At 71.0% G+C, this 22,232-nt stretch carries 21 protein-coding genes; 20 read left to right on the forward strand and 1 reads right to left on the reverse strand.

Features of this window, described 5'->3' with window-relative positions:
- Nucleotides 1-607 precede the first annotated feature (607 nt).
- The 7 genes from ACFVHO_RS05450 to ACFVHO_RS05480 all read left to right on the forward strand — a co-directional run bounded on the left by ACFVHO_RS05450 (nt 608) and on the right by ACFVHO_RS05480 (nt 11,176).
- Complete coding sequence (locus tag ACFVHO_RS05450; RefSeq protein ID WP_385710474.1) at nt 608-2,086, forward strand: hypothetical protein; 1,479 nt, start codon at nt 608-610, stop codon at nt 2,084-2,086.
- A 407-nt stretch (nt 2,087-2,493) separates the two neighbouring features.
- Complete coding sequence (locus ACFVHO_RS05455) at nt 2,494-3,858, forward strand: ammonium transporter (protein WP_385710476.1); 1,365 nt, start codon at nt 2,494-2,496, stop codon at nt 3,856-3,858.
- Nucleotides 3,855-4,193, forward strand: coding sequence for a P-II family nitrogen regulator (locus tag ACFVHO_RS05460; protein WP_006127894.1), 339 nt, complete (start codon nt 3,855-3,857; stop codon nt 4,191-4,193). Before ACFVHO_RS05455 ends, ACFVHO_RS05460 begins: the two co-directional genes overlap by 4 nt.
- Nucleotides 4,194-4,250: 57 nt before the next feature.
- Entirely contained in the window at nt 4,251-6,821 is a 2,571-nt protein-coding gene (locus tag ACFVHO_RS05465; protein ID WP_385710625.1) for a [protein-PII] uridylyltransferase, read from the forward strand.
- Nucleotides 6,822-7,040: 219 nt separating this feature from the next.
- Nucleotides 7,041-8,606 (forward strand): signal recognition particle protein, encoded by a 1,566-nt coding sequence (ffh, locus tag ACFVHO_RS05470; protein WP_385710478.1) that lies wholly within the window; start codon nt 7,041-7,043, stop codon nt 8,604-8,606.
- A 156-nt stretch (nt 8,607-8,762) separates the two neighbouring features.
- Nucleotides 8,763-10,694 (forward strand): ATP-dependent zinc metalloprotease FtsH, encoded by a 1,932-nt coding sequence (gene ftsH / locus ACFVHO_RS05475; RefSeq protein ID WP_385710480.1) that lies wholly within the window; start codon nt 8,763-8,765, stop codon nt 10,692-10,694.
- 35 nt (nt 10,695-10,729) lie between these two features.
- On the forward strand, nt 10,730-11,176 hold the full coding sequence (locus tag ACFVHO_RS05480) for a hypothetical protein (protein ID WP_385710482.1): 447 nt from the start codon (nt 10,730-10,732) through the stop codon (nt 11,174-11,176).
- A 146-nt stretch (nt 11,177-11,322) separates the two neighbouring features.
- Here ACFVHO_RS05480 and ACFVHO_RS05485 read toward each other — a convergent pair whose 3' ends face one another.
- A complete protein-coding gene (locus ACFVHO_RS05485; RefSeq protein ID WP_385710484.1) occupies nt 11,323-12,183 on the reverse strand; it encodes a class I SAM-dependent methyltransferase in 861 nt (286 codons plus the stop codon).
- A gap of 215 nt (nt 12,184-12,398) precedes the next feature.
- On the opposite strand from ACFVHO_RS05485, the gene proS reads away from it, so the two are divergent.
- The 13 genes from proS to ACFVHO_RS05550 all read left to right on the forward strand — a co-directional run bounded on the left by proS (nt 12,399) and on the right by ACFVHO_RS05550 (nt 22,160).
- Nucleotides 12,399-13,814 carry a proline--tRNA ligase gene (gene proS / locus ACFVHO_RS05490; protein WP_385710486.1) on the forward strand — a complete coding sequence of 472 codons (1,416 nt, stop codon included), beginning with the start codon at nt 12,399-12,401 and terminating at the stop codon, nt 13,812-13,814.
- 259 nt (nt 13,815-14,073) lie between these two features.
- Complete coding sequence (locus ACFVHO_RS05495) at nt 14,074-14,676, forward strand: hypothetical protein (protein ID WP_030361977.1); 603 nt, start codon at nt 14,074-14,076, stop codon at nt 14,674-14,676.
- A 266-nt stretch (nt 14,677-14,942) separates the two neighbouring features.
- On the forward strand, nt 14,943-15,377 hold the full coding sequence (rpsP, locus tag ACFVHO_RS05500) for a 30S ribosomal protein S16 (RefSeq protein ID WP_030361978.1): 435 nt from the start codon (nt 14,943-14,945) through the stop codon (nt 15,375-15,377).
- Between the two features lie 2 nt (nt 15,378-15,379).
- On the forward strand, nt 15,380-15,619 hold the full coding sequence (locus tag ACFVHO_RS05505) for an RNA-binding protein (RefSeq protein WP_030361979.1): 240 nt from the start codon (nt 15,380-15,382) through the stop codon (nt 15,617-15,619).
- Between the two features lie 86 nt (nt 15,620-15,705).
- On the forward strand, nt 15,706-16,269 hold the full coding sequence (gene rimM, locus ACFVHO_RS05510) for a ribosome maturation factor RimM (RefSeq protein WP_385710489.1): 564 nt from the start codon (nt 15,706-15,708) through the stop codon (nt 16,267-16,269).
- Entirely contained in the window at nt 16,269-17,090 is an 822-nt protein-coding gene (gene trmD, locus ACFVHO_RS05515) for a tRNA (guanosine(37)-N1)-methyltransferase TrmD (RefSeq protein ID WP_385710491.1), read from the forward strand. Before rimM ends, trmD begins: the two co-directional genes overlap by 1 nt.
- A 131-nt stretch (nt 17,091-17,221) precedes the next feature.
- Nucleotides 17,222-17,572, forward strand: a complete 351-nt coding sequence (rplS, locus tag ACFVHO_RS05520; protein WP_016638799.1) for a 50S ribosomal protein L19 — start codon at nt 17,222-17,224, stop codon at nt 17,570-17,572.
- Between the two features lie 71 nt (nt 17,573-17,643).
- Entirely contained in the window at nt 17,644-18,366 is a 723-nt protein-coding gene (lepB, locus tag ACFVHO_RS05525; RefSeq protein ID WP_385710493.1) for a signal peptidase I, read from the forward strand.
- Nucleotides 18,359-19,441, forward strand: a complete 1,083-nt coding sequence (lepB, locus tag ACFVHO_RS05530; protein ID WP_385710495.1) for a signal peptidase I — start codon at nt 18,359-18,361, stop codon at nt 19,439-19,441. Before lepB (ACFVHO_RS05525) ends, lepB (ACFVHO_RS05530) begins: the two co-directional genes overlap by 8 nt.
- Nucleotides 19,326-20,333: a signal peptidase I gene (lepB, locus tag ACFVHO_RS05535; RefSeq protein WP_385710497.1), complete on the forward strand. Its 1,008-nt coding sequence runs from the start codon at nt 19,326-19,328 to the stop codon at nt 20,331-20,333. The genes lepB (ACFVHO_RS05530) and lepB (ACFVHO_RS05535) overlap by 116 nt, the downstream gene beginning before the upstream one ends.
- Nucleotides 20,334-20,457: 124 nt before the next feature.
- Entirely contained in the window at nt 20,458-21,273 is an 816-nt protein-coding gene (gene lepB / locus ACFVHO_RS05540; protein ID WP_385710499.1) for a signal peptidase I, read from the forward strand.
- Complete coding sequence (locus tag ACFVHO_RS05545; RefSeq protein WP_385710501.1) at nt 21,263-21,796, forward strand: NUDIX hydrolase; 534 nt, start codon at nt 21,263-21,265, stop codon at nt 21,794-21,796. Before lepB (ACFVHO_RS05540) ends, ACFVHO_RS05545 begins: the two co-directional genes overlap by 11 nt.
- Nucleotides 21,797-21,851: 55 nt before the next feature.
- A complete protein-coding gene (locus ACFVHO_RS05550; protein WP_003965949.1) occupies nt 21,852-22,160 on the forward strand; it encodes a DUF2469 domain-containing protein in 309 nt (102 codons plus the stop codon).
- Nucleotides 22,161-22,232: the final 72 nt, after the last annotated feature.

Raw genomic sequence — 22,232 nt, forward strand, 5'->3', positions numbered from 1 at the left:
CCGCGCCCGTCTCGTCTGTCTGCTTGGTCCCCCGGACGTCCTTCGTTCCCCGGACACCGAACCGGGGCTCTTTGGTCCCCCGGATGCCGCCGATCGTGAAGCCCATGCCCCCTCCAACGGGTCGCGTGTGCGGTGGTTACGAGTGCGCGGTGGTGACGTGACGGATCCGGACCGTGACCCGTCGCGCCTGGACGCGTTGAGCACGTCTCAAGCCGACTCTCGCCGACTTTCGCCGCGTTCCGCCGTCAGGTGGTGCCCGCGCTCGGAGGCATTGCAGGTGGTGCACTCCGTTGCCCGCGCCCCTGCGTGCTCCGCTCCGCCCACTTTTGGTTGTCCCGTGTCAAGTGAATCGTGTGCGGCGGGCAGGGAGTTCATTCGAAGGGGTGGCGAATGGTGGCGTTTCCGCGTTCGCCCTCGCCGGAGCGGTGATCGTAGGATTACTTTCAGTGCATGACTCGAGGAGTTGCGCACCCGTGGGTATGCCGGAGGCAAGTCGGTTTCCCGTTCGAAGGGTGACATTCTCCGGACGGACCGCCGCAACACACGGCATTCTGTTAGGGCTTGACGTGGACCTCGGACAAGTGGCTTGAGGGATGGGGGCGTTCCAGTGGGCGGCAATGGCGGTAGCGGTGCGAACGCTGAGAAGCGCCCCAACGAGATGCTCGGTTCCTGGTTCGTGCGCAGCGGCTGGTCGAAGGGCGAGCTGGCTCGCCAAGTGAACCGCAGAGCACGCCAGTTGGGCGCGCACCACATCTCCACGGACACCTCGCGGGTACGCCGCTGGCTGGACGGCGAGAACCCGCGCGAGCCCATCCCGCGCATCCTCTCCGAGCTGTTCTCCGAGCGCTTCGGCTGTGTCGTCGCCGTCGAGGACCTCGGCCTGCGCGCCGCCCACAAGTCCCCGTCCGTGTCCGGCGTCGACCTGCCCTGGACCGGCCCCCAGACCGTCGCCCTCATCAGCGAGTTCAGCCGCAGCGACCTGATGCTGGCGCGGCGCGGCTTCCTCGGCACCTCGCTCGCCCTGTCCGCGGGACCCGCCCTGATCGAGCCCATGCAGCGCTGGCTCGTGCCCGGCCCCTCCGCCCACGTGACCGCCCCCGAGCCGCAGCAGCTCACCCCGCGCCGCCCCGGCCGCCTCTCCCGCCCCGAGCTGGAGCTCCTGGAGTCCACCACGGTGATGTTCCGCCAGTGGGACGCCCAGTGCGGCGGCGGCCTGCGCCGAAAAGCCGTCGTCGGACAGCTGCACGAGGTGACCGACCTGCTCCAGGAGCCCCAGCCCGAGGACACCTCCAAGCGCCTGTTCAAGGTCGCCGGTGAACTGGCCGAACTGGCGGGCTGGATGAGCTACGACGTAGGGCTCCAGCCCACCGCCCAGAAGTACTTCGTGCTCGCCCTGCACGCCGCCAAGGAAGCGGGCGAGAAGTCCCTCGGGTCGTACATCCTCTCCAGCATGAGCCGCCAGATGATCCACCTCGGCCGGCCCGACGACGCCCTCGAACTGATCCACCTCGCGCAGTACGGCAGCCGCGACTGCGCCAGCCCGCGCACCCAGTCGATGCTGTATGCGATGGAGGCCCGCGCCTACGCCGGAATGGGCCAGCCGGGCCGCTGCAAACGGGCGGTCCGGATGGCCGAGGACACCTTCGCCGACGCGGACGACTGGGACGAGCCCGAGCCCGACTGGATCCGCTTCTTCTCCGAGGCGGAGCTCAACGGCGAGAACGCCCACTCCTTCCGCGACCTCGCCTACGTGGCCGGGCGCAGCCCCACCTACGCCTCGCTGGCCGAGCCCGTCATGACGCGCGCCGTCGACCTCTTCGGCAAGGACCCCGAGCACCAGCGGTCGTACGCACTGAACCTGATCGGCATGGCCACCGTCCACCTGCTCCAGAAGGAGCCCGAGCAGAGCGCGGTGCTCGCGGGCGAAGCCCTGGCCATCGCCAAGAAGGTGCGCTCCGAGCGGGTCAACACCCGGCTGCGCAAGACCGTCGACAACGCCCTGCGGGACTTCGGGGACGTACCGGACGTGGTCCGGCTCACCGACCAGCTCTCCGTCGACATGCCGGAATCCGCGGAGGCCGTCTGACATGCCCGCGCACCCGGCCGCCTGACCGGCGCGCCCCGCACACTCCGGCCGCGGCCGGCCCATCCCTACAGCCCGACTCGGCTCCCCCATGCCAGGTCTCCGGATGGCCGCCGCGGCCGGGCTGCTTTTGCGCCCAAACCCGCGCCGCTCTCGCGGAGGGGGCTGGGCCCCGTTGGGGTTGCTCAATTGATGGCTGGGGATTCGGGAGGGTATGTCCTCCGGACCGCTGGCCACGCCCGGTTCATCCATGCGTAACACGCACGACCTCTTCGTCACTGGCGCGAAACATCGAGCGGCACTGACCGAAACCGCGCTGCGCCAACCTCATGCGGCATAACCGGCCCACCGTCCTCGCACCGCAGAGGGTGAAGCCCGCACGGGCCGTATCCGACGACGAGGAGACGCCGATGCCCCCAGGCATCACGCTTGCCGCAGACACCCCGCAGCTGTCTGCCGCCAACACCGGGTTCATGTTGATCTGCTCCGCCCTGGTGATGCTCATGACGCCGGGGCTCGCCTTCTTCTACGGAGGCATGGTCCGCGTCAAGAGCACCCTGAACATGCTGATGATGAGCTTCATCAGCCTCGGGATCGTCACCGTCCTGTGGGTGCTCTACGGCTTCTCCGTCGCCTTCGGCACCGACCACGGCAGCATCGTCGGCTGGAACGGCGACTACGTCGGCCTCGGCGGGATCGGCCTCAACGAGCTGTGGGACGGGTACACCATCCCCGTCTACGTCTTCGCCGTGTTCCAGCTGATGTTCGCCGTCATCACGCCCGCCCTGATCAGCGGCGCGCTCGCGGACCGCGTGAAGTTCACCGCGTGGGCGCTGTTCGTGGCCCTGTGGGCGACGATCGTGTACTTCCCCGTCGCGCACTGGGTGTGGGGCACCGGCGGCTGGGCCTTCGAACTGGGCGTCATCGACTTCGCCGGCGGTACGGCCGTGCACATCAACGCCGGTGCCGCCGCCCTCGGCGTGATCCTCGTCATCGGCAAGCGCGTCGGCTTCAAGAAGGACCCGATGCGCCCGCACAGCCTGCCCCTGGTGATGCTCGGCGCCGGACTCCTGTGGTTCGGGTGGTTCGGCTTCAACGCCGGGTCCTGGCTCGGCAACGACGACGGCGTCGGCGCGCTGATGTTCATCAACACGCAGATCGCCACGGCCGCCGCCATGCTCGCCTGGCTCGCCTACGAGAAGATCCGCCACGGCGCGTTCACCACCCTCGGCGCCGCGTCCGGCGCGGTCGCGGGACTCGTCGCCATCACCCCGTCCGGCGGCTCCTGCTCGCCCCTCGGCGCGATCGCCATCGGCGCCATCGCCGGTCTGCTGTGCGCCCTCGCCGTCGGCCTGAAGTTCAAGTTCGGCTACGACGACTCCCTCGACGTCGTCGGCGTCCACCTGGTCGGCGGCATCGCCGGTTCGCTCCTCGTCGGCCTCTTCGCCACCGGCGGCGGCCAGTCCGAGGCGCAGGGCCTCTTCTACGGTGGTGGCCTCGAACAGCTCGGCAAGCAGGCCGCCGGCGTCGGCGCCGTCCTCGGCTACTCCCTCGTCGCCTCCGCCGTCCTCGCCTTCCTGATCGACAAGACGATCGGCATGCGGGTCGACGAGGACGAGGAGGTCGGCGGCATCGACCAGGTCCAGCACGCGGAGACCGCGTACGACTTCAGCGGCGCGGGCGGCGGCTCCGCACCGCGTACGACCGCCGTGCCGGGCCCGGTCCAGGGGGCCGCGCAGTCGGCGGCCCAGAAGAACAAGAAGGTGGACGCATGAAGCTCATCACCGCGGTCGTCAAGCCGCACCGCCTCGACGAGATCAAGGAGGCCCTGCAGGCCTTCGGGGTCCAGGGCCTGACCGTCACCGAGGCCAGCGGCTACGGACGGCAGCGCGGCCACACCGAGGTCTACCGGGGCGCCGAGTACACCGTCGACCTCGTACCGAAGATCCGCATCGAGGTGCTCGTCGAGGACGAGGACGCCGAACAGCTCATCGAGGTCGTCGTCAAGGCGGCCCGCACCGGCAAGATCGGCGACGGCAAGGTGTGGAGCGTCCCCGTCGACACGGCGGTCCGGGTACGGACCGGTGAGCGCGGGCCCGACGCGCTGTGACGCGCACGGCGTGCGCGCTGTAGTCCCACAGAGAACAGGAGCCGCTGGGTGACGAGCGTGGAAGTACCGAAGCAATCAGCAGACTCGGAAGACTCCGGACCCAGCGGCTACGCGGCGGCCCGGCTGCGCCTCCTCCAAGAGGAGGCGCGGTCCGGGCCGCCGCGCCGTTCCGCCCTCGCCGAACTGACGGACGGCTGGCTGAACGGGCTCTTCGCCGCGGGCACCGCCGCCGCCGGACCCGGCGCGTCACGAGGCATCGCCCTGATCGCCGTCGGCGGCTACGGCCGCGGCGAACTGTCGCCCCGCAGCGACCTCGACCTGCTGCTCCTCCACGACGGCGCCGCCGACCCGGGCGCGGTCGCCGCCCTCGCCGACCGCATCTGGTACCCCGTCTGGGACCTCGGCCTCGCCCTCGACCACTCCGTCCGCACCCCGGCCGAGGCCCGCAAGACGGCGGCCGACGACCTGAAGGTCCACCTCGGCCTGCTCGACGCCCGGCACATCGCAGGCGACCTCGGGCTCACCACCGGGCTGCGCGGCGCCGTCCTCGCCGACTGGCGCAACCAGGCGCCCCAACGACTGCCCGAGCTGCGCGAACTGTGCGCGGACCGGGCCGCGCGCCACGGCGAGCTGAGCCACCTCCTCGAACCCGACCTGAAGGAGGCCCGCGGCGGACTCCGCGACGCCACCGCACTGCGGGCCGTCGCCGCCTCCTGGCTCGCGGACGCGCCCCGCGAGGGCCTCGCCGAGGCCCGCCGCACCCTGCTCGACGCCCGCGACGCCCTGCACCTGACCACCGGCCGCGCCACCGACCGCCTCGCCCTCCAGGAACAGGACCAGGTCGCCGCCGAACTCGGCCTCCTCGACGCCGACACCCTGCTGCGACAGGTGTACGAGGCGGCGCGCACCATCGCCTACGCCAGCGACGTGACCTGGCGCGAGGTCGGGCGCGTGCTGCGGTCCCGCAAGGCCAGGCCGCGGCTGCGCGGGCTCCTCGGCGGCGGGAAGACGGCCGTGGCCGAGCGCTCGCCGCTGGCCGAGGGCGTCGTGGAGCAGGACGGCGAGGTCGTGCTCGCGCGGGCCGCCCGGCCGGAGCGGGACCCCGTGCTTCCGCTGCGGGCCGCCGCGGCCGCCGCGCAGGCGGGGCTGCCCCTGTCCCTGCACGCCGTGCGCCGGATCGCGGCCGCCACCCGGCCGCTGCCCACACCCTGGCCCGCCGAGGCCCGCGAACAACTGGTGACGCTCCTCGGCGCCGGGCGGCCGACCGTCCAGGTCTGGGAGGCCCTCGAGGCCGAGGGCCTGATCACCCGGCTGCTGCCCGACTGGGAGCGGGTCTGGTGCCGCCCCCAGCGCAACGCCGTCCACACCTGGACCGTCGACCGGCACCTCGTCGAGACCGCCGTCCGCGCCGCCGACCTCACCCGCCGCGTCGGCCGTCCCGACCTGCTGCTCGTCGCCGCGCTGCTGCACGACATCGGCAAGGGCTGGCCCGGCGACCACTCCGTCGCCGGAGAGATCATCGCCCGCGACGTGGCCGCCCGGATCGGCTTCGACCGCACCGACGTCGCCGTGCTCGCCTGCCTCGTACGCCACCACCTCCTCCTCATCGAGACCGCCACCCGGCGCGACCTCGACGACCCCGCGACCGTGCGGTCCGTCGCCGAGGCCGTCGGCTCGCCCGGCACCCTGGAGCTGCTGCACGCCCTCACAGAGGCGGACGCGCTCGCCACCGGGCCCGCGGCGTGGTCGTCATGGCGGGGCTCGCTGGTCGCGGACCTGGTCAAGCGGGTCGCCGCGGTGCTCGCGGGGGACGAGGTCGACGACCCGTACGCGACGGGGGACGACGCGCTCGCCTCGGCGGAGGAGGAGCGGCTCGCGGTGGAGGCGGTGCGGACGGGGGCGCCGGTGGTGGCGCTGCGGGCGGATGCTGGCGGGGGCGCCTTGGGGGACGTGGGGGGCGAGGGTGCTGGGGGTTCCGGGGGTGCTGGGGGCTCTCGGGGCTCCGAGGGTGCTGCGGGTTCTGGGGATTCCGGGGGCGCCGCCGGGGAGCAGGTCGAGCCGCTGGGCGTGGAGTTGCTGGTCGCCGTGCCCGAGCAGGCCGGGGTGCTGCCCGCCGTCGCCGGGGTCCTCGCCATGCACCGGCTGACCGTGCGCACCGCGGAGCTGCGGGCGGTCGGACTGCCCGAGGAGATGCCCGGCTCGGTGCTGATGCTCCAGTGGCGGGTGGCCGCCGAGTACGGCTCGCTGCCCCAGGCCGCGCGGCTGCGGGCCGACCTGGTGCGGGCGCTCGACGGGTCCCTCGACATCGCGGCCAGGCTCGCCGAGCGGGACGCCGCGTATCCGCGTCGCCGCGGCACGGTCGCGCCGCCGCCCCGGGTCACCGTGGCGTCGGCGGGGTCGCGGCGGGCGACGGTGATCGAGGTCCGGGCCCAGGACGCACCGGGGCTGCTGCACCGGATCGGGCGGGCCCTCGAGGCGGCGGAGGTGCGGGTGCGCAGCGCGCATGTGTCGACGCTGGGGGCGAACGCGGTGGACGCCTTCTACGTGACGGGGGCGGACGGGGCGCCGCTGGCGGGGGAGCGGGCGGTCGAGGTGGCTCGGGGGGTGGAGGAGGTATTGCGGGGGTGACTCCCGGCTGTACGCGTCGTTGGGGGATCGTGTGCTCCCCGTTGACGCGGGGGTGATCCACCCGCGCAGCACGTCATCAAGATCGTCAACGCGTGATCCCCGCCGCTGCGGGGATATCGCCCCCGGCTACTCATCGCAGCCGGGGGTGATTGCTGCGATGGGCCAGATACCCTGGAGGGCGACCCAGCCTGCCCCCGACTCCGAGGACCAACGAGCGCCGTGTTCGATACTCTCTCCGACCGTTTGGCGACTACCTTCAAATCCCTCCGGGGCAAGGGCCGCCTCTCCGAGGCGGACATCGACGCCACGGCGCGCGAGATCCGTATCGCGCTCCTTGAAGCGGATGTCGCGCTGCCGGTGGTCCGGTCCTTCATCAAGAGCGTGAAGGAGAGGGCGCTGGGGGCCGAGGTCTCCAAGGCGCTCAATCCGTCGCAACAGTTCATCAAAATCGTCAACGAGGAGCTCATCGGCATCCTCGGCGGCGAGACCCGGCGCCTGCGCTTCGCCAAGCAGCCGCCCACGGTCATCATGCTCGCGGGCCTCCAAGGCGCCGGTAAGACCACGCTGGCCGGAAAGCTCGGCCGCTGGCTGAAGGCCCAGGGCCACTCCCCGCTGCTTGTGGCCTGCGACCTCCAGCGCCCGAACGCCGTGAACCAGCTGTCGGTCGTCGCCGAGCGCGCGGGCGTCGGGGTCTACGCCCCGCAGCCGGGCAACGGCGTCGGCGACCCGGTCCAGGTCGCGAAGGACTCGATCGAGTACGCGCGCACGAAGCAGTTCGACGTGGTCGTCGTCGACACCGCCGGACGCCTCGGCATCGACCAGGAGCTGATGCAGCAGGCCGCGGACATCCGCGACGCCGTCAGCCCGGACGAGATCCTGTTCGTCGTCGACGCGATGATCGGTCAGGACGCCGTCAACACGGCGGAGGCCTTCCGCGACGGCGTCGGCTTCGACGGCGTCGTGCTCTCGAAGCTCGACGGCGACGCCCGTGGTGGTGCCGCGCTCTCGATCGCGCACGTCACCGGCCGTCAGATCATGTTCGCCTCCAACGGCGAGAAGCTGGACGACTTCGACGCGTTCCACCCGGACCGCATGGCGTCCCGCATCCTCGGCATGGGCGACATGCTCACGCTCATCGAGAAGGCCGAGCAGACCTTCTCGCAGCAAGAGGCCGAGAAGATGGCCTCCAAGCTGGCGAGCAGCAAGGGCGGCAAGGACTTCACGCTCGACGACTTCCTGGCCCAGATGGAGCAGGTCAGGAAGATGGGCAGCATCAGCAAGCTGCTCGGGATGCTGCCGGGCATGGGGCAGATCAAGGACCAGATCAACAACCTCGACGAGCGCGACGTCGACCGCACCGCGGCCATCATCAAGTCGATGACCCCCGGTGAGCGGCAGGAGCCGACGATCATCAACGGCTCGCGCCGTGCCCGTATCGCCAAGGGTTCCGGTGTCGAGGTCAGCGCCGTGAAGAACCTGGTCGAGCGGTTCTTCGAGGCCCGGAAGATGATGTCCCGCATGGCGCAGGGCGGCGGTATGCCGGGGATGCCCGGGATGCCGGGCATGGGCGGTGGCCCCGGCAAGCAGAAGAAGAAGCAGAAGCAGGCCAAGGGCAAGCAGCGCTCCGGCAACCCGATGAAGCGCAAGCAGCAGGAGGACGAGGCGGCTGCCCGGCGGGCCGCGGCCGAGGAGGCCGCCGCGAGTGGCGCCTTCGGGCTCCCGGCCGGGGGCCAGGGTGGCAAGGACTTCGAGCTGCCGGACGAGTTCAAGAAGTTCATGGGCTGAGCGCGGCCCTTTCGGTACGTCGTCCAGGGGCGCCCCACCGCGTGGTGGGGCGCCCCTGGCGTATCCGCGGGCGCGTGCCGGGGCGGGCGCCCGCGTGTGGCCCCTGGCGGGTGCGGAGCGCGTGCCGGTGGGTCTTTTGTGTCGTAGCGTCCGCATATGAGTAACCCCGTGCCGCCGCGTCAGAAGCCCGAGCAGCCGTGGCGCTCCGAGGGTGCTCCGGAACCCGCGCCCACGCCGCCGCCGAAGCGGAAGCTGCCCGGCGGCTGGGGCGGCCTGATCCTCACGGCCCTGGTCGTCTACCTCATCGCCAACCTCGTCCTCTCCTTCTTCGGCGACGGCGACGAGCCGACGATCTCGTACACGGAATTCAGCAAGCAGGTCGACTCCGGGAACGTCTCGAAGATCTACTCCAAGGGCGACGCGATCCAGGGGCAGCTCAAGAAGGAGCAGAAGGATCCGGACGGGGGTGACGAGTACACCAAGTTCAAGACGCAGCGGCCCGAGTTCGCGGACGACAAGCTGTGGGGTGATCTGACGAAGAACAAGGTCACGGTCACCGCCGAGCCGGTGGTGCAGGAGCGCAGCTTCCTGTCCAACCTGCTGATCTCGCTCGCCCCGATGCTGCTGCTCGTGGTGCTGTGGATCTTCATCGCGCGGCGGATGGCGTCCGGGACGGGCGGCGCGGGCGGCATGCTCGGGCGCAAGCAGCCGCCGAAGCCCGTCGAGCTGGAGCCGGGCAAGAAGCGGACCACCTTCGAGGACGTCGCGGGCATCGACGAGGTCGAGGGCGAGCTGAACGACGTCGTCGACTTCCTGAAGAACCCCGACGCCTACCGGAAGATGGGCGCGCGGATGCCCGGCGGTGTGCTGCTCGCCGGGCCGCCCGGGACCGGCAAGACCCTGCTGGCGCGGGCCGTCGCCGGTGAGGCCGGGGTGCCGTTCTTCTCGGCCTCGGCATCGGAGTTCATCGAGATGATCGTGGGCGTGGGGGCCTCGCGCGTACGCGAGCTCTTCGCCGAGGCGCGGAAGGTCGCGCCGGCCATCATCTTCATCGACGAGATCGACACCATCGGGCGGGCCCGTGGTGGCGGCAGCGGCATGGGCGGGCACGACGAGCGGGAGCAGACGCTCAACCAGATCCTCACCGAGATGGATGGTTTCTCCGGCTCCGAGGGCGTCATCGTCATCGCCGCCACCAACCGCGCCGACATCCTCGACCCGGCCCTGACCCGCCCCGGCCGCTTCGACCGGGTGGTCAACGTGTCCCCGCCCGACCGCGGCGGCCGCGAGGCCATCCTCGGCATCCACACCCGGGCGATCCCCCTGGCGAAGGACGTGGACCTGGCCCAGATCGCCCGCACGACCCCGGGCATGACGGGCGCGGACCTGGCCAACCTCGCGAACGAGGCCGCCCTGCTCGCCGTGAAGCGTGGGCAGGAGCTGGTCACGCAGTCCGACCTCTCCGAAGCCCTGGAGAAGGTGCAACTGGGCGCCGAGCGGCCGCTGGTGATGCCCGACGAGGAGCGCCGCCGCACCGCGTACCACGAGAGCGGGCACGCCCTGCTCGGGATGCTGCAGCCGGGCGCCGACCCCGTCCGCAAGATCACCATCGTCCCGCGCGGGCGCGCACTCGGCGTCACACTGTCGACCCCGGATGCCGACAAGTACGCGTACACGGAGGAGTATCTGCGCGGCCGCATCATCGGTGCCCTCGGTGGCATGGCGGCCGAACACGTCGTCTACGGAGTCGTCACGACCGGCGCCGAGAACGACCTGGAGCAGGTCACCAACATCGCCCGCGGCATGGTCGCCCGTTGGGGCATGAGCGAACGCGTGGGCCGTCTCTCGGCCCTCCCGAACGACGCCCAGCAGGCCTACGGTCTTGCCGCCGCCCCGGAGACCCTCGACACCATCGACGGCGAGATGCGCCGCATCGTCGACGAGTGCTACGAGAGCGCCTGCCGCCAACTCCGCGACCACCGCGCCCAGCTCGACGCCCTGGCCGCGTCTCTCCTGGAGAACGAGACCCTGGAGGAGGCCGACGCCTACAGGGTGGCCGGTATCACCCGGCTCACCAAGGAAACGTGAGGCGTGCGCGCAAGGCGTCTGACTGACGTGCCGCCATGGACAGCAGCGACGTCAGGGAAGCCACCGCCGAACTGCTGCGTGCGCTCGGCCCGCACACCGACCGGGACTGGGCGCCCGTCTCCGCGGGCTCCCTGGAGTGGAGCTGCCGGACCACGGCGGCACACATCGCACACGACCTGCTGGCCGCTCTCGACGCCTCTCCCGCCGATGCCCGCGCCTGGCACTGGGGGCCGTGCGACCCCACGGGCTTCGCGTCGATGGGGACCGCGGAGATCCTCCTGCACACGCACGACATCACCCGGGGCCTCGCCGTGGAGTGGCTGCCTCCCGGGGCGCTGTGCCGGCGCGTGCTGGACCGGCTCTTCCCCGACGCCCCGGACGGCGACCCCGCCGCCGTGCTGCTCTGGTGCACCGGCCGAGGCGACCTCGACGGGCGCGAGCGGCGTACGTCCTGGACGTGGCGGGCGGCGCTCAGTGGGTGAGGTGCCGTGGTGCCGGGTGGTGGGCTGGGTCTACGTAGAGGGTGGTTTTCGGGTGCCCCGGGCTCCGTAGTGCGTGCTCCGTAGTGCGTGCTCCGTAGTGCGTGCTCCGTAGTGCGTGCTCAGCGGTGCGTGCGAAGCAGTGGCTGCTATGCCGTGCGTGCGATCAAGTAGCGGAATACGTTCGGCATCCACACCGTGCCGTCGCGGCGCTGATGCGGATGCAGTGCCTCGGTCAGCTCCTTGTCGACCTGGACCTCGTCCGTCGCGCCGAGCGCCGCGTCGAACAGACCGGTGGACAGCAGTCCGCGGACGGCGCTGTCCATGTCCGCGTAGCCGAAGGGGCATGCCACGCGGCCCGAGCCGTCCGGTTTGAGGCCCGCGCGCTGCGCGACCTCCTCCAGGTCGTCCCGGCACGCCGGGCGCCAGCTGCGCGCGCTGCGCAGCGGGTCGGCGAGCTTCGTGGCCACCCGGAGCACGGAGGACGTGGTGCAGCGCTCCGGAGGTCCCCAGCCCGCGAGGACCACGGGGGCGCCTCGCTCGGCGAGCGGGGACGCCTTCTCCAGGAGTGCCGAGAGGCCCTCGGAGTCGCCGGCCACGCACCCGATCGGCTGGAACGCGGTCACCAGGGTGTACGGCGCGTCGTCCGGGGTCGCGGCGTCCTCGGGGGAGCCCTCCACCAGGCGTGTTCCCGCCTCTGGGCGTGCGCCCGCGGACGTGTCCGGCGCGAGGCGTTCACGCGCGAGCGCCAGGCGTTCGGGCGCCGACGGCTCCACGCCGGTCACCGACGCGCCCCGCGCGGCCGCCATCAGGAGGGCGAGCCCGGACCCGCAGCCCAGGTCGAGAAGGCGCGTGCCGCGGCCCACTTCAAGTCGTTCGTACACCGCTTCATAGAGCGGGACCAGCATCCTCTCCTGGATCTCCGCCCAGTCACGCGCGCGTGCGCACCGGTCCACACGGGGGGTCGCACCCGCGCGCGGGCGGTGAGAGTGCACGAGCGTAGGTGTCATCGAAAGCGCCCCAATCCGCCGAGAGTTGTCGTGCCGATTCCTAACGATTCGTCCGCCCCCACGACGTGCGTTCACGCTCCCCCCGTATGCCAGGGAACTCCGCATCCGTCGTGGCGTCCAGGGGTTGTGGGGCAATGCTTGCGTGCCACCGTTGTGCGCCCCCTGGGACCGTAAATTTCCGGCCCTTCAGACGGCCCGGACGTACCATGCGCGCCATGGCAAAGGCACCCGTACTCACGCCCCGCGCGGACGACTTCCCCCGCTGGTACCAGGAGTTGATCACCAAGGCCGAGCTGGCCGACAACGGGCCGGTGCGCGGCACCATGGTGATCCGACCGTACGGCTACGGGCTGTGGGAGCGGATGCAGCACGACATGGACGCACGCATCAAGGAGACGGGTACGCAGAACGCGTACTTCCCCCTCCTGATCCCGCAGTCGTACCTCACACGCGAGGCAGAGCACGTCGAGGGCTTCGCCCCCGAGCTGGCCGTCGTCACCCACGGAGGCGGCAAGGAGCTGGAGGAGCCGGTCGTCATCCGGCCGACTTCGGAGACCATCGTCAACGAGTACTTCTCCAAGTGGGTGCAGAGCTACCGCGATCTGCCGCTGCTCATCAACCAGTGGGCCAACGTGGTCCGCTGGGAACTGCGGCCGCGCCTGTTCCTGCGCACGTCGGAGTTCCTGTGGCAGGAGGGCCACACGGCCCACGCGACGTACGAGGAGGCGCGCGACTTCGCCGCCCGGATCCACCGGCACGTCTACGGAGCCTTCCTGCGGGACCTCCTCGCCATGGACTTCGTGCTCGGCCGCAAGACGGCCAAGGAGCGCTTCGCGGGCGCCGTCAACACCCTCACGCTCGAAGGCATGATGGGCGACGGCAAGGCCCTCCAGCTCGGCACCAGCCACGAACTCGGCCAGAACTTCGCCAAGGCCTTCGGCACCCGCTATCTGTCGAAGGACGGCGAGCAGGAACTGGTCTGGCAGACCTCCTGGGGCGCCACGACCCGCATGATCGGCGCCCTGGTGATGATGCACGGCGACGACAGCGGCCTGCGCCTGCCGCCGCGCCTCGCGCCCGTCCAGGCCGTCGTCCTCGCCGTCAAGGACGACGACGCCGTGCTCGCCGAGGCGCGCGAGATCGGTGAGCGGCTGACGGCGGCGGGCGTGCGCGTCCAGGTCGACGACCGCACGGAGATCCCCTTCGGGAGGCGCGCCGTGGACTGGGAGCTCAAGGGCGTGCCGGTCCGCGTCGAGATCGGGCCGCGCGACCTGGAGAACGGCACCGCGATGCTCGTGCGCCGCATCGCGGGCGGCAAGCAGCCCGTGCCCCTCGACGCCCTCACGACGCTCCTGCCCACCGTCCTCGAAGAGGACCAGGAGCTGCTGCTCACCCAGGCCCGCGCCCGCCGGGAGTCCCGTACGAGCGACGTGGCCGACGTCGGCGAGGCCGTCGAGGCTGCCGCGGCGGGCGGCTGGGCGCGCCTGCCGTGGGCGGCGCTGGGCCCGGAGGGCGAGGCGAGGCTCGCCGAGCACGGGGTGACCGTACGGTGTCTGGTCGCGGAGGACGGGGCGGTGCCGGACGCCGATGACGCACCCGGTAACGTCGCCGTCGTGGCACGCGCGTACTGAGACCCGGGATTCCGTCTTGGGAGCCTTCAGGAGGCGTCGGCCGGTCCTCCTCGCAACAGGGGCCCCGGCGCACGGAGTTGACCTACGCGCCGGGGCGTACGCGCCGCTACGTACCGGCTTGATGCGAGCTGCGAGGCTTCTCCGCAGATCAGCGCACCCGCCCTCGTCCGGACGCATCAACGGCAACTGACGGGTAAGTGCAAATTATTTGAGATGCCCCGGAATGGAACCCGGAGGCACCCCGGCTCGTTGTCACGACGTGAGCACGACACCACCTGTTCTCGCCGCAGAGCTGGCACAGGCGTGGGCCGACATTCAGCGGCACCACTCCGAGCTGCCGGACCTAGCCGCGCCCGAATCCCTGATCGGAGAGTCGTCGTCCGCCTGTGGCGCCGAGCTCTCCTTCGAACGACTGCTGCACGAGGCAGTCCACGGCATCGCCGCGGCCCGCGGCGTACGCGACACCTCACGCGCGGGCCGCTACCACAACCGCAGATTCCTCTCGATCGCCGAGGAGCTGGGCCTGGACCATCCGGAGGAGCCGCATCCGAGCAGCGGCTTCTCCCTGGTCACGCTCAACCCCGAGGCCAAGAAGCGCTATCGCCCGACCATCGAGCGGCTGCAGCGCGCCCTGCGGGCGCACACGGTCGCCACCACGGCCGACACCTCACGCACCTTCCGGGGTCCGGCCGCCCGGCACGGGTCCTCCGGAGGCGGCGTGCGGGTGAAGGCCGTCTGCGACTGCGGGCGCAATGTCCGCGTCGTGCCGTCCGTCCTCGCCCAGGCGCCCATCATGTGCGGCGGCTGCGGCAAGCCCTTCCGGATCCCGGAAGTGGTGGGCGTCGGCGCGGGAGCGGGGTGAGCCGGGCCCACCCGCGATGAGCTGGTGCGGGGCGGTCGGCCCGATTCGGCCGCCCCTCCCGGAAAGGGGCAGTGGACCGAAGGGCCTCGGTTGAGGGTGGCGGTGGGAGACGGGCGGGCGTGTGGCACAATGGCTAGCTGTACTCGACAGTCGCACAGGACCCCTCTCTCCTCCGGCTGACGCGTCCATCGGGCACCTCGAGTACCGCAACCCCACGCGGCATCACGTTGTGCCCAACCACGTCAAGACCAGGAGACACCACTCCCGTGGCAGTCAAGATCAAGCTGAAGCGTCTGGGCAAGATCCGTTCGCCTCACTACCGCATCGTCGTCGCCGACTCCCGTACCCGCCGTGACGGCCGGGCCATCGAGGAGATCGGCCTGTACCACCCGGTGCAGAACCCCTCGCGCATCGAGGTCAACTCGGAGCGCGCGCAGTACTGGCTGTCCGTCGGCGCCCAGCCGACCGAGCCGGTCCTCGCGATCCTGAAGCTCACCGGCGACTGGCAGAAGCACAAGGGCCTGCCGGCCCCCGCTCCGCTGCTGCAGCCGGAGCCCAAGGCCGACCACCGCGCCCTCTTCGAGGCCGTGGCCAAGGACGCCGACGGCGAGCCCAAGGGTGACGCCATCACCCAGAAGAAGAAGGCCGAGAAGAAGGACGAGGCTCCGGCCGAGTCCGCGGCCGAGTCGACCGAGGCCTGAGCATGCTCGAGGAGGCTCTCGAGCACCTCGTGAAGGGCATCGTCGACAACCCCGACGACGTGCAGGTCGCCTCGCGCAACCTGCGCCGCGGACGCGTCCTCGAAGTCCGGGTCCACCCGGACGACCTGGGCAAGGTGATCGGCCGCAACGGCCGCACCGCACGCGCTCTGCGTACCGTCGTGGGTGCCATCGGCGGCCGCGGTGTCCGCGTCGACCTCGTCGACGTGGACCAGGTTCACTGAACCACACGTAGCACCGGCTCGGGCCGGGGAGGGCTCCAGGGCCGTCCCCGGCCCGCAGTCGTATTCAGCAAGGGAGAGACAGCACAGTGCAGCTCGTAGTCGCGCGGATCGGCCGCGCCCACGGCATCAAGGGCGAGGTCACCGTCGAGGTGCGCACCGACGAGCCGGAGCTGCGGCTCGGCCCCGGCGCCGTGCTCGCCACCGACCCCGCCGGAGTGGGGCCGCTGACCATCGAGACCGGCCGGGTGCACAGCGGCAGGCTGCTCCTTCGCTTCGCGGGCGTACGCGACCGCTCGGGCGCCGAGGCGCTGCGCAACACGCTGCTGATCGCCGAGGTCGACCCGGAGGAGCTCCCGGAGGACCCGGAGGAGTTCTACGACCACCAGCTGATGGACCTCGACGTGGTCACCGCGGACGGCGTCGAGATCGGCCGGATCACGGAGATCTCCCACCTGCCCTCGCAGGACCTGTTCATCGTGGAGCGGCCCGACGGCAGCGAGGTGATGATCCCGTTCGTCGAGCAGATCGTCACCGAGATCGACCTGGAGGAGCAGCGGGCCGTCATCGACCCGCCGCCCGGCCTCATCGACGACCGCGCGGAGGTCGCGTCCGCGCGTGACGCCGAGACGGCGCCGGAGGACCAGGCGTAATGCGGCTCGACGTCGTCACGATCTTTCCCGAGTACCTGGAACCCCTGAACGTCTCCCTCGTGGGCAAGGCACGCGCCCGCGGACAGCTCGACGTCAACGTGCACGACCTCAGGGACTGGACCTACGACCGGCACAACACGGTCGACGACACCCCCTACGGCGGCGGCCCGGGCATGGTCATGAAGACCGACCCCTGGGGCGCGGCCCTCGACGACGTGCTCGCCGAGGGGTACGAGGCAGGGGCTCACGGGCCCGTCCTCGTCGTCCCCACGCCCAGCGGGCGCCCCTTCACCCAGGAACTCGCCGTCGAGCTCTCCGAGCGGCCCTGGCTGGTCTTCACGCCCGCGCGCTACGAGGGCATCGACCGCCGCGTCATCGACGAGTACGCGACCCGGATGCCCGTCTACGAGGTCTCCATCGGCGACTACGTCCTCGCGGGCGGAGAGGCCGCGGTCCTGGTCGTCACGGAGGCCGTGGCCCGGCTCCTGCCCGGTGTCCTCGGCAACGCCGAGTCCCACCGCGACGACTCCTTCGCGCCCGGAGCCATGGCCAACCTCCTGGAAGGCCCCGTCTACACCAAGCCCCCGGAGTGGCGCGGTCACGGCATCCCGGACGTCCTGCTCAGCGGCCACCACGGCAAGATCGCCCGCTGGCGCCGGGACGAGGCGCTGCGGCGCACCACCCGCAACAGGCCCGACCTCATTGAGCGTTGCGACCCCGCGGCCTTCGACAAGAAGGACCGCGAGATGCTCTCGATCCTGGGGTGGCGGCCGGGGCCCGACGGCCGATTTGGGCGAGACCCCGAGGCCGTGGAAGAATAGGTCGCTGCTGTACGTCCAGCCTGCGCCCCTGCCACAGGGGGAACGACGCCGGCCCGACGCGATCAGCTACCGAAAACTCATCACCACGTTCCGCTGATGACCTGTGGCATCAGCGAAGAAAGCAGACGATCATGTCTCACCTGCTCGACTCCGTCGACTCCGCGTCGCTGCGCAGCGACATCCCGGCCTTCCGCCCGGGTGACACCGTCAACGTCCACGTCCGCGTCATCGAGGGCAACCGCTCCCGTGTGCAGCAGTTCAAGGGCGTAGTCATCCGCCGCCAGGGCGCCGGTGTCCGCGAGACCTTCACGGTCCGCAAGGTCTCGTTCTCCGTCGGCGTCGAGCGCACCTTCCCGGTGCACACCCCGATCGTCGAGAAGATCGAGCTCGTCACGAAGGGCGACGTCCGTCGCGCCAAGCTGTACTACCTGCGTGACCTGCGCGGCAAGGCCGCGAAGATCAAGGAGAAGCGCGAGAACTGATCTCGCGCCCGGCCCTCCGGGCCGAGCTCTCACGCGGGTCCGACAGCCGGGCCGGATAACATCTGGCCCCGATGGACACCGAAGCACAGCACACGGAGCGCGACCGTTCCTCCCCCTCCTCCGAGCCCGACACCGCACCCGCGGACACACCGGACTCCGAGGACACGGAGGAGCGGTCGCGTTCCGTTTTCGCGTCCGTCATGGACTGGCTCCCGGGCGGCAGGATCACCCTCACCGCGGTGATCACCCTGACCGTGCTGCTGATCCTCAGCACCTTCGTGGTGCAGCCGTTCGCGATCCCCAGCGGCTCCATGCAGCCCGCGTTCCAGCCCGGCGACCGCGTCATCGTCAACAAGTTGGCGTACCGTTTCGGTTCCGGCCCCCAGCGCGGAGACGCCGTCGTCTTCGACGGCAGCGGGTACTTCGGAGACTCCAACTACGTCAAGCGGGTCGCGGGAGTCGGCGGGGACCGCGTGGTCTGCTGCGACAAGCGGGGGAGGATCAAGGTGAACGGCGAGCCCGTCAACGAGCCGTACCTCTTCCCCGGAGACGCCCCCTCCAAGGTGCCCTTCGACGTCGTCGTGCCCGACGGCACCCTCTTCCTGCTCGGCGACCACCGGGGCGACTCCAGCGACTCCCGCGACCACCTGGGCTCGCCCGGCGGCGGCATGATCCCCGTCGACGCGGTCATCGGCAGGGCCGACTGGATCGCCTGGCCGCTCAGCCGCTGGACCTCCCTGAAGCGTCCCGACGCCTACGCGCGCGTGCCGGCACCAGGCGGCGCGCATGGGTAACCGCGGCCGCGCGAAGGCCACCCACGCGGCCGACACCCGGCTGCCTACCGGCACGCGCCCGACCAGCGGCCCCGTGCTGCCCGGCCGGGCCGAGCGCCGCAAGCTCGCGAAGAAGGTCAAGCGCCGCAGGCGCCGCTCCGCGATCAAGGAGATACCTCTCCTCATAGTCGTCGCCCTCCTGATAGCCCTCGTCCTGAAGACCTTCCTGGTGCAGGCCTTCGTGATCCCCTCGGGCTCCATGGAGCAGACGATCCGCATCGGCGACCGCGTCCTGGTCGACAAGCTCACCCCGTGGTTCGGCGGCAAGCCCTCGCGCGGGGACGTCGTCGTCTTCAAGGACCCCGGCAACTGGCTGGAGGAGGAGCGCGGCAAGAAGAAGGACGACCCCGTCGTCATCAAGCAGATCAAACAGGGGCTGACCTTCATCGGACTGCTCCCGTCCGACGGCGAGCGCGACCTGATCAAGCGCGTCGTCGGCGTCGGCGGCGACACCGTGCAGTGCTGTGACAAGAACGACAAGGTCACCGTGAACGGTGTGGCGATCAACGAGCCGTACCTCTTCCCCGGGGACAAGCCCTCCCTCTTCGAGTTCAAGGTGAAGGTGCCGAAGGGGCGGCTGTTCATGATGGGCGACCACCGGTCGGACTCCGCCGACTCCCGGTTCCACCGGAACGAAAAGTTCAGTGGCACCGTCTCGGAGGATGAGGTCGTGGGCCGCGCGCTCGTCATCGCCTGGCCGTTCGGTCACTGGCGTGAGCTGGACGAACCCGATGCGTACGCGTCCGTGCCCGACGCGCCCTCCGGGTCGGCCACGGCCACAGGAGCGTCGCATAGGGTGGCTCCCGGCGATCGCAACGGAATTACCGGCCTCCCGACCCCTGCGGAACTCCCGCTCGTTATGGGAGTGGTGGGCCTGCATCGCGTACGGGGCAGGCGGCGGTACGGACTGAGGAGTGGATGTGGGGGATGTGGCGGTCGGCGCACGATCCGGACACGAGGGGCCCGAGGAGCAGCCTGGGCACTCCGCAGAGCCGGTACCCGCACCCGCGGGGGACGGAATGAGCACCGGCCCTGACACCGCGGCCCCCGGTTCCGCCGCTCCCGGCGAGACCGGCGTCCCCGGCCCCGAGGGCACGGAGCCGCCCAAGCCGGCGAAGGGCAAGAAGCCGAAGTCCTTCTGGAAGGAGCTGCCGCTCCTCATCGGCATCGCGCTGGTCCTCGCCCTGGTCATCAAGACCTTCCTGGTCCAGGCGTTCTCGATCCCCTCGGACTCCATGCAGAACACGCTGCAGCAGGGCGACCGGGTGCTCGTCGACAAGCTGACGCCGTGGTTCGGCTCCGAGCCCGAGCGCGGCGAGGTCGTGGTCTTCAAGGACCCGGGCCACTGGCTGGACGGCGAGCCCACCCCCGACCCGAACGCGGTGCAGAAGGTCCTCGGCTGGATCGGCCTGATGCCGTCCGCCGACGAGAAGGACCTCATCAAGCGCGTCATCGCGGTCGGCGGCGACACCGTCGAGTGCAAGGGCACCGGCCCGGTGAAGGTCAACGGCAAGGCGCTCAACGAGAAGAACTACGTCTTCGAGGGCAACACCCCCTGCACGGTCGACGACCAGGGCGGCCAGTTCAAGGTCACGGTCCCCAAGGGCAAAATCTGGGTCATGGGTGACCACCGGCAGAACTCCCTGGACTCCCGCTACCACCAGAACCAGCCCGGCGGCGGCGCCGTCCCCGTCGACAACGTCGTGGGCCGCGCCTTCGTGATCGCCTGGCCCCCCACCCGCTGGGGAACGCTGCCGGTCCCGGACACCTTCGACCAGCCCGGCATCAGCCAGGCGCTGAGCGCGGCCCCGGCCGCCCTCGGCCTCGCGGGCGCCCTGCCGATCGTCCTCTGGCGCCGTCGGCGGGTCGCCGCACGCCTGGATTCCGGGCGCACCACCAGGGTTTCTGGCGGGGGTACCGCCGGGTAGTCTGCCGTCCCAGATCACCGATCTTCCACGGCCCTCGTCCGCCGCGGCACGTCGTTCGCGTACGTCGCTCGCATACTCGGTACGAAGGGCCGTGGGGTCGTCTCCGAGCCGGGGGAGCACTGGGATGAGCACGACACGTCGTACGGACGAGGGCCACGGACGGCTCGGCAGCACGCTGTCGGGAGTCGCCGTGGCCCTCGGTTGTGTCCTCTTCCTCGGCGGCTTCGTCTGGGGAGCCTTCGTCTACCAGCCCTACACGGTCCCCACCGGCTCGATGACCCCGACCATCGGCGCGGGCGACCGCGTCCTCGCGGAGCGCATCGACGGCGACGACGTGCACCGAGGTGACGTCGTCGTCTTCCAGCAGAAGGCGTGGGGCGACCTGCCCATGGTCAAGAGGGTCGTCGGCGTCGGCGGCGATCGCATCGCCTGCTGCACGGACGGCAAGCTGACGGTCAACGGCAAGCAGATCGACGAACCGTATCTCCCCAAGGGAATGGGGGCCGCGGCGACCGGAATCCCCGCGACCACGGTGCCCAAGGGCCATCTGTTCCTGCTCGGCGACGAGCGCAGCGGCTCGCTGGACTCGACCGCGCACCTGGAGGACGCCGCCAAGGGCTCCGTCCCGCGCGGCGCGGTCAAGGCCCGCGTCGACGCCGTGGCCTGGCCCCTGGACGGCATGCTCGACCGCGCCACCGGCTTCGACGGCCTGCCGGGCGGCGGTACGTCCGAGCCGGGGCCGCTGCGGCTGATCCTCACCTCGGTGGTGGTGGGCGCGGTGCTGGTGCTCGGCGGGGCCGCTTACGGGCCGATCGCCAAGCGGGCGTCGCGGCGGGGTGGCCGTGAGCGGGGCGGGGCTGGTGGGGGCGGTGGCTCCGGCGCCGCTGGTGGTGGTTCTGGCGGGTCCGGTGGGACGGCGGAGGCCGCTGGTGTCGGCTGAGGACGTGGCGGGGACGGTCGGCGCCGAGGCGGTGGCGGGACGGCCGCTGCGCAAGGTGGCGCGGGTCGTGCTCCTGGACCCCGAGGACCGGATCCTGCTGCTGCACGGGCACGAGCCGGGCGACAGGGCCGACGACTGGTGGTTCACGCCGGGCGGCGGTCTGGAGGGCGACGAGACGCGCGAGGAGGCCGCGCTGCGCGAGCTCGCCGAAGAGACCGGAATCACAGCCGTCGAACTCGGCCCCGTGCTGTGGCGACGGGTGTGCTCCTTTCCCTTCGCGGGACGGCGCTGGGACCAGGACGAGTGGTACTACCTGGCGCGAACCGCGCAGACGGTGACGCGCGCGGAGGGCCTGACCGATCTTGAGCGGCGCAGCGTCGCCGGAGCGCGCTGGTGGACGTGCCAGGAACTGGCCCGGGCCCATGAGACGGTGTATCCGACCAGGCTCGCCGAGTTGCTGCGCAAGCTGCTCGACGAGGGTCCTCCGAGCACGCCCGAGACCTTGGACACGGAAATCGTGTAGGGCCTCCCGGGGCTGGCGCACAATAGGGGGACGCACGGCTGAAGGGGAACATGCCATGAGCGCCGAGGACCTCGAGAAGTACGAGACCGAGATGGAGCTGAAGCTCTACCGGGAGTACCGAGACGTCGTCGGACTGTTCAAATACGTGATCGAGACCGAGCGGCGCTTCTACCTCACGAACGACTACGAGATGCAGGTGCACTCGGTCCAGGGTGAGGTGTTCTTCGAGGTGTCGATGGCGGACGCCTGGGTGTGGGACATGTACCGACCGGCGCGGTTCGTCAAGCAGGTCCGTGTGCTCACGTTCAAGGACGTGAATATCGAGGAGCTCAACAAGAGCGACCTCGAACTGCCGGGCGGCTGAGCGCCCGCCTCCGACACGACCGGGTGACGGAGTTGTCCACAACCCGGCAGTAACGCACCAAGATCCAATGGT

Origin of the sequence: Streptomyces sp. NPDC127108 (assembly GCF_042677545.1) — a bacterium.
Lineage (GTDB): Bacteria > Actinomycetota > Actinomycetes > Streptomycetales > Streptomycetaceae > Streptomyces.